General features: G+C 41.3%; 7 protein-coding genes. All 7 read left to right on the forward strand.

What is annotated here, in order from left to right:
- On the forward strand, nt 1-1286 hold a 1286-nt coding region (locus WMO25_RS14840; protein WP_349085954.1), incomplete at its 5' end, for an RHS repeat domain-containing protein.
- Nucleotides 1287-1323: 37 nt separating this feature from the next.
- Complete coding sequence (locus tag WMO25_RS14845; protein ID WP_349085955.1) at nt 1324-1584, forward strand: hypothetical protein; 261 nt, start codon at nt 1324-1326, stop codon at nt 1582-1584.
- Nucleotides 1585-1784: 200 nt separating this feature from the next.
- On the forward strand, nt 1785-2474 hold the full coding sequence (locus WMO25_RS14850; protein WP_349085956.1) for a hypothetical protein: 690 nt from the start codon (nt 1785-1787) through the stop codon (nt 2472-2474).
- Nucleotides 2475-2511: 37 nt separating this feature from the next.
- On the forward strand, nt 2512-3042 hold the full coding sequence (locus WMO25_RS14855) for a hypothetical protein (RefSeq protein ID WP_349085957.1): 531 nt from the start codon (nt 2512-2514) through the stop codon (nt 3040-3042).
- Nucleotides 3043-3056: 14 nt separating this feature from the next.
- A complete protein-coding gene (locus WMO25_RS14860; protein ID WP_349085958.1) occupies nt 3057-3914 on the forward strand; it encodes an RHS repeat-associated core domain-containing protein in 858 nt (285 codons plus the stop codon).
- A 107-nt stretch (nt 3915-4021) separates the two neighbouring features.
- Nucleotides 4022-4495: a hypothetical protein gene (locus WMO25_RS14865; protein ID WP_256167580.1), complete on the forward strand. Its 474-nt coding sequence runs from the start codon at nt 4022-4024 to the stop codon at nt 4493-4495.
- Between the two features lie 109 nt (nt 4496-4604).
- Nucleotides 4605-4932 (forward strand): phage holin family protein (locus WMO25_RS14870; protein WP_349085959.1); only part of this gene is annotated, 328 nt, incomplete at its 3' end.

Consider the following 4932-nt stretch of genomic DNA (forward strand, 5'->3'; position numbering starts at 1 on the left):
TGACAGACAGGCTGTGTGAAGCGGTCTTTGATGACGGTACCGCTTACAGATATACCTATGATGTCAATGACTGTCTGGTGAAGGAAGTCCAGACCACACCGGATGGCGTGAGAACCGTGACAAGAGCCTATGATGCGGACAGCCGTGAAACAACTGTCATCTGTGGCAGTGCAAAGATAGAAAAGACCTTTGACAAGCTGGGAAGACTTTCATCCATCAGGAGGAACGGCGGGAAACATACGACAACTTATACTTATGGCACAGCAGCGGACGGAGGACAGACAGGACGGATTTCATCTATTGAACATTCGAATGGTGAACAGTCATCGGTCGAGGGCTATGGCTATGATGACTGGGGCAATGTTTCCAGAATATCAAGAGGCGGAAAGCATGCGCCAAGTACCTTTGAGTACGATGCACAGGGACAGCTGATCAAGGAGGTCGATCAGGGACAGCTGAGTATTTTCCGCTATTGGTATGATGGAGGCGGAAACCTGACAGAAGTGCGCAGTTATCCGGTCCCGGAAAGTGGTGAAGAAGAAGGCGATGGAACTGTTGTCAAGAAGTTTGCTTATGACAGCACATGGAAAGACCAGCTGGTATCGGTTACAATGGACGGGAAGACAAGGAACTTCACCTATGATGCCAACGGCAACCTGCTCAGTGACGGAAAGTATACCTACAGCTGGACAAAGGGAAGCCTGCTTGAGAAAGTGACAGGTGATGGCTTAGAGGCAGTCTATACCTACGACGCATCAGGCATCCGGACATCCAAGAAGGTGAACGGCATCACAACAGAATACCTGACAGCGGGCGGCAGTGTCCTGTCTGAGAAGAAGAACGGCGTATGGCAGCATTATCTGTATGATGGAAGCGGCCAGCTGATGGCTATCCGTTATAAGGGCGCGGATTACTATTATGTACGTAACGGCCTGATGACGATTACGGGACTGGTTGACGCCAATGGTGCGTCTGTAGTAAACTATTTTTATGACAGTTGGGGTAATATGCTTAATATTACAGGCAGTATGGCAGCAAGTCCTGATAAGGACAACCCGTACAGATTTAAGGGGTACTACTATGATGATGAGACAGGAATGTACTATCTGAAGAGCTGTTATTATCAGCCGGAGATTTGCAGGTTTATCAGTGCGGATAGTTATGCTTCAACAGGTCAGGGGATTTTGGGGCATAATGTGTACTGTTATTGTGGTAATAATCCGGTCAATGCAATGGATCCAGATGGAAAGCTGTTTAAAAATATTAAGAATGCAATGAAGGACTAATAAAGTAAAAAGTGCATATCCTATGGCGAAACGGTTTGTGAAAAATACATTCGGTGCATATGCAAGTACAAAATCAACATTCAGTAGTCCAAGTTCTAAACAAAAAACAGTAACTGGAAAAATAAAGTCATTTTTTTCACCATTCGATGTTCAGATTGGTTCAACAACATCAACAACGTGTTCAGAACATGGGAATCGGAAAAAGAGGGTAGTAGGATATGCAAATTTTGAAATGAAAGCACATATAAAAACTGCAACGACAGTTGTAAAAAAGGGGTTGAGCAAACAGAATATGTAGATTTAGGAGTAGGCGGATGAGCAGCAATCGGTGCAGTAGCTTTATCAGTGGTAATTGGAGATGTGTTTATGATTTTGCCTGTTGTTCCTGCATGGTGATAGGAAAAATGCTTAAATTAAATTAGAATATAAGGTGGTACAAATCTGGCAATAATACAGAATGTATCGCCTTATAATAAGAATTAAGAAAGAGGAAGAAAGATGCTTATAGTTAGAGGGATTATATGGATTTCTGTATTGATTGTTATGTTAATATGCATGGTAAAGACTAAAAGAAATGGTATGAAGAAAAAGATACGGGCATTGATATTTGTCGTATTTTTGTTTATATTATTTGTTTTTATGCCATATTCAACGGAAGCTCCGATAGAGAATCTTTTTATCACGTTTAAAACGCCGGAGCAGGCAATACATTACATAAATGCACCTTTTTCAAATGACAAAATAGAGGATATCATAGTAGGACAAGATACTTGTATGGCTGTTTTTGAATCAGGGCAAGATGAGGAGCTTTATGCAGGAAGGGATATGTGGTTAAGAAAGGGTGAAAAAGGTTATAAGCTGATAAGTGCGGCTGGAGTGCAAAAAGCAATTTTGTCAAATGATATTCGAGATGAAGATTTAGATATTTTCTTTTATGTAGACTATATAAAAGGGACAAAAGATACCTACTTCACAGGAACATGCGAGACAATGGGGAAACTTACATTGGAAGACAATGCTGGAACACATTTTACAGTCAGATTAATGGATAGTTCTTTTTTAGGAACGGACCAAAAAAGATATTATTGTTATGGATGTGTACAAGATATGCAGGATGATTATCAGATTACTGTAAATGGTAAGACTTATACAGCAGAGAATATAAAAAAATCGCCGGAATTTCCATAGAAATATTGCGAGATTGTCGAGAAAGTAGTAGGCTTCAATGCCCCGCATTCTTTCACCAGGGGGAAATATATTTTGCAAATTCGGCAAAGAGGCAGCGCTTTGTTTAGACAAAACGATTATTTATACCAGAGATGCAGGCGGTAATGTGACTCAGAAGAAGGTTTATGCCCTTAGTACACAGGCAAATCTGGAAGGCCAGCCTGAACAGACAATGGTATATGCTTACGCAGACGGATGGAAAGACCAGATGACAGCAGTGGATGGACAGGCTGTTGCTTATGACACAGCAGGTAATATGACAGCATACAAAGGCCGGAAATACAGTTGGTGCGGCAATGGTATCCTGACGGATGTGATAAAGGAAGATGGCAGTCAGATCCTTGGAGAAAAAAATGCTTCGGGTTATCAGTCTTATATCTACAATTCCGGCGGTGAAATAGAAGCCATTTATTATAAAAAGAGTGTCTACTATTATATCAAAAACGGCCAGCAGGACATCATTGGCTTGTGTGATGCATCCGGCCAGTGGGTTGTGGACTACAGCTATGATACAGGGGCAATCTTCTGAAGACAGGCGGCTCCATGGCGTCAACACTTGGTGTGGATAACCCATTCAGATACCGCGGTTACTATTATGACACAGAAACAGGACTGTATTATCTGGAAAGCCGTTATTACAATCCGGAATTAGGCAGAATGATGAGTGTGGACAGTTTGTCAGTGCTGGGCATGAGCAAAACAACACTGAATGACAAGAACCTGTATAACTACTGTGACGGCAATCCGGTCGGAAGAGTGGATGAAAGTGGAACATTTCCAGTAGCTATTTTTATCCAAGGTGCAATCGGAGGGGTTATTGGATTTGCATCAGGAGTTATGACAGCAGGTGCAGTTGCTGAGATCGAGGGAAGAAAAGTGACAAAGAAGGAAGCGCTGGTTGCAGGCCTTACTGGTTTGGCATCAGGAGCTGTATCAGGACTAATACCTGGATTAGGGATAATTCGAGGATGGACGGGTGCACAGATTTTTCAGTATACGTGGTTGGGAAACATTGCAGTTTCTGGGGGTGCTGCATTATTTTCCGTAGATGGTTCGGCTAAGGAAAGAGTAAATGCGGCATTAAATGATATGCTAAAGACAGCTGTAACAGGATTGGCTTTTGCACCACCGATTCCTGTATTGGAGTCAAATGGAAACACTATATTAGGAGCAGCCGTAGGTGGAATATATGATATGTCCATTGCAAAAGCAAACAGCAGCAGAAAAAATAATACATCCAGAACATCCTCCTCATCATCTTCAAAGAGTGGATATTCGGGAAGATGGTTAGTCAGTGTGGAACGGAAATATACAGGTTCGGGTCGCTTCTGTTGGGAGATATGTACGAAGTATTATTCGGATGGTTCAATCAGTGTAGAGAGATGGAAATATACGGTTTAATGTACTGGTATATCTTTTCAAAGCGTAAAAGGAGATGGTATAATTAAGAGGCAGCAGAATTGGCTGCTGCCTCAAAAAGATTTGGTTATGCCAGGGAGGAGAAAGTCGTGAAAGAAATAAGAGGCGGTTTGCCAGAGCAATATTCAAATAAGGGATTTTGTTGGTCTTTTATTGGGTTATTTATAGTTTGTGTTTTTTTTGGCATTCTGTTATGCAGGGAAGGAACAGGAATTTGTGAGACTGTTATAGGAATCGGGTTTATGTATTTGGTTGTGTTGTATATTTATTTGAGATTTTCAGTATCATATGTTATAGATGAAACGGGGGTTACAATCACTTATATTAATTTTAAAATATGGACAGTTCATTTCAACTGGGATGAGTACTATGAAGTGGAATTTGGAACAACGAGAAAAAATGAGGCCGGTGTAGATTTTGTCATGTCTTTTAAGAAAAAGAAGAAATGTCTGAGTGATTTTATATTTTCCGGAACGGTAGGATGTGAATGTACAGAAGAGACGTATGCGTTGGTGAAAAGCTGGTTACCGGAGAGCGTAAGGATGCCAAAGGTTAAGTTTTAATTATTTTATTTCCAATGCCCCGCATTCTTGCGGGGCATTCCCTTACCACAAGAAAAATAAACTGAAAATATACAAACAAAAAATTGAGAGGAAAGGAGATTGATGAAAGATGAGGGATTTAATGTTACAGTTTTCAAATAACATTTTTATAGAAATCCTGATGCTGGCTATCTGCGCGGATACACTGCTGGGGGTTCTTCGGGCCATCAAGTTTCGACAGTTCAACAGTTCTGTGGGTATCGACGGAGCTATCAGAAAGGTGGCCATGGTTGTCAGTGTAGGGATTTTGATGCTGGCGGATTTACTGATTCATGTGAATCTTCTGGCTTTTATACCTGAGGAATATGTGCATGATCTGGGTGTTCAGAAACTGGGGATGTGCGAATTCTTCTGTCTGCTGTTTACAGCCTGTGAATGTTTATCCGTATTGAAAAACA

Source organism: Coprococcus intestinihominis, from assembly GCF_040096555.1.
Taxonomy (GTDB): Bacteria; Bacillota; Clostridia; order Lachnospirales; family Lachnospiraceae; genus Coprococcus_A; species Coprococcus_A intestinihominis.

Bases quoted from the DNA above. Each gene is read 5' to 3' on its own strand.
- WMO25_RS14850 (WP_349085956.1), top strand. From the start codon at position 1,785: ATGCTTATAGTTAGAGGGATTATATGGATTTCTGTATTGATTGTTATG.
- WMO25_RS14855 (WP_349085957.1), top strand. From the start codon at position 2,512: ATGCCCCGCATTCTTTCACCAGGGGGAAATATATTTTGCAAATTCGGC.
- WMO25_RS14860 (WP_349085958.1), top strand. From the start codon at position 3,057: ATGGCGTCAACACTTGGTGTGGATAACCCATTCAGATACCGCGGTTAC.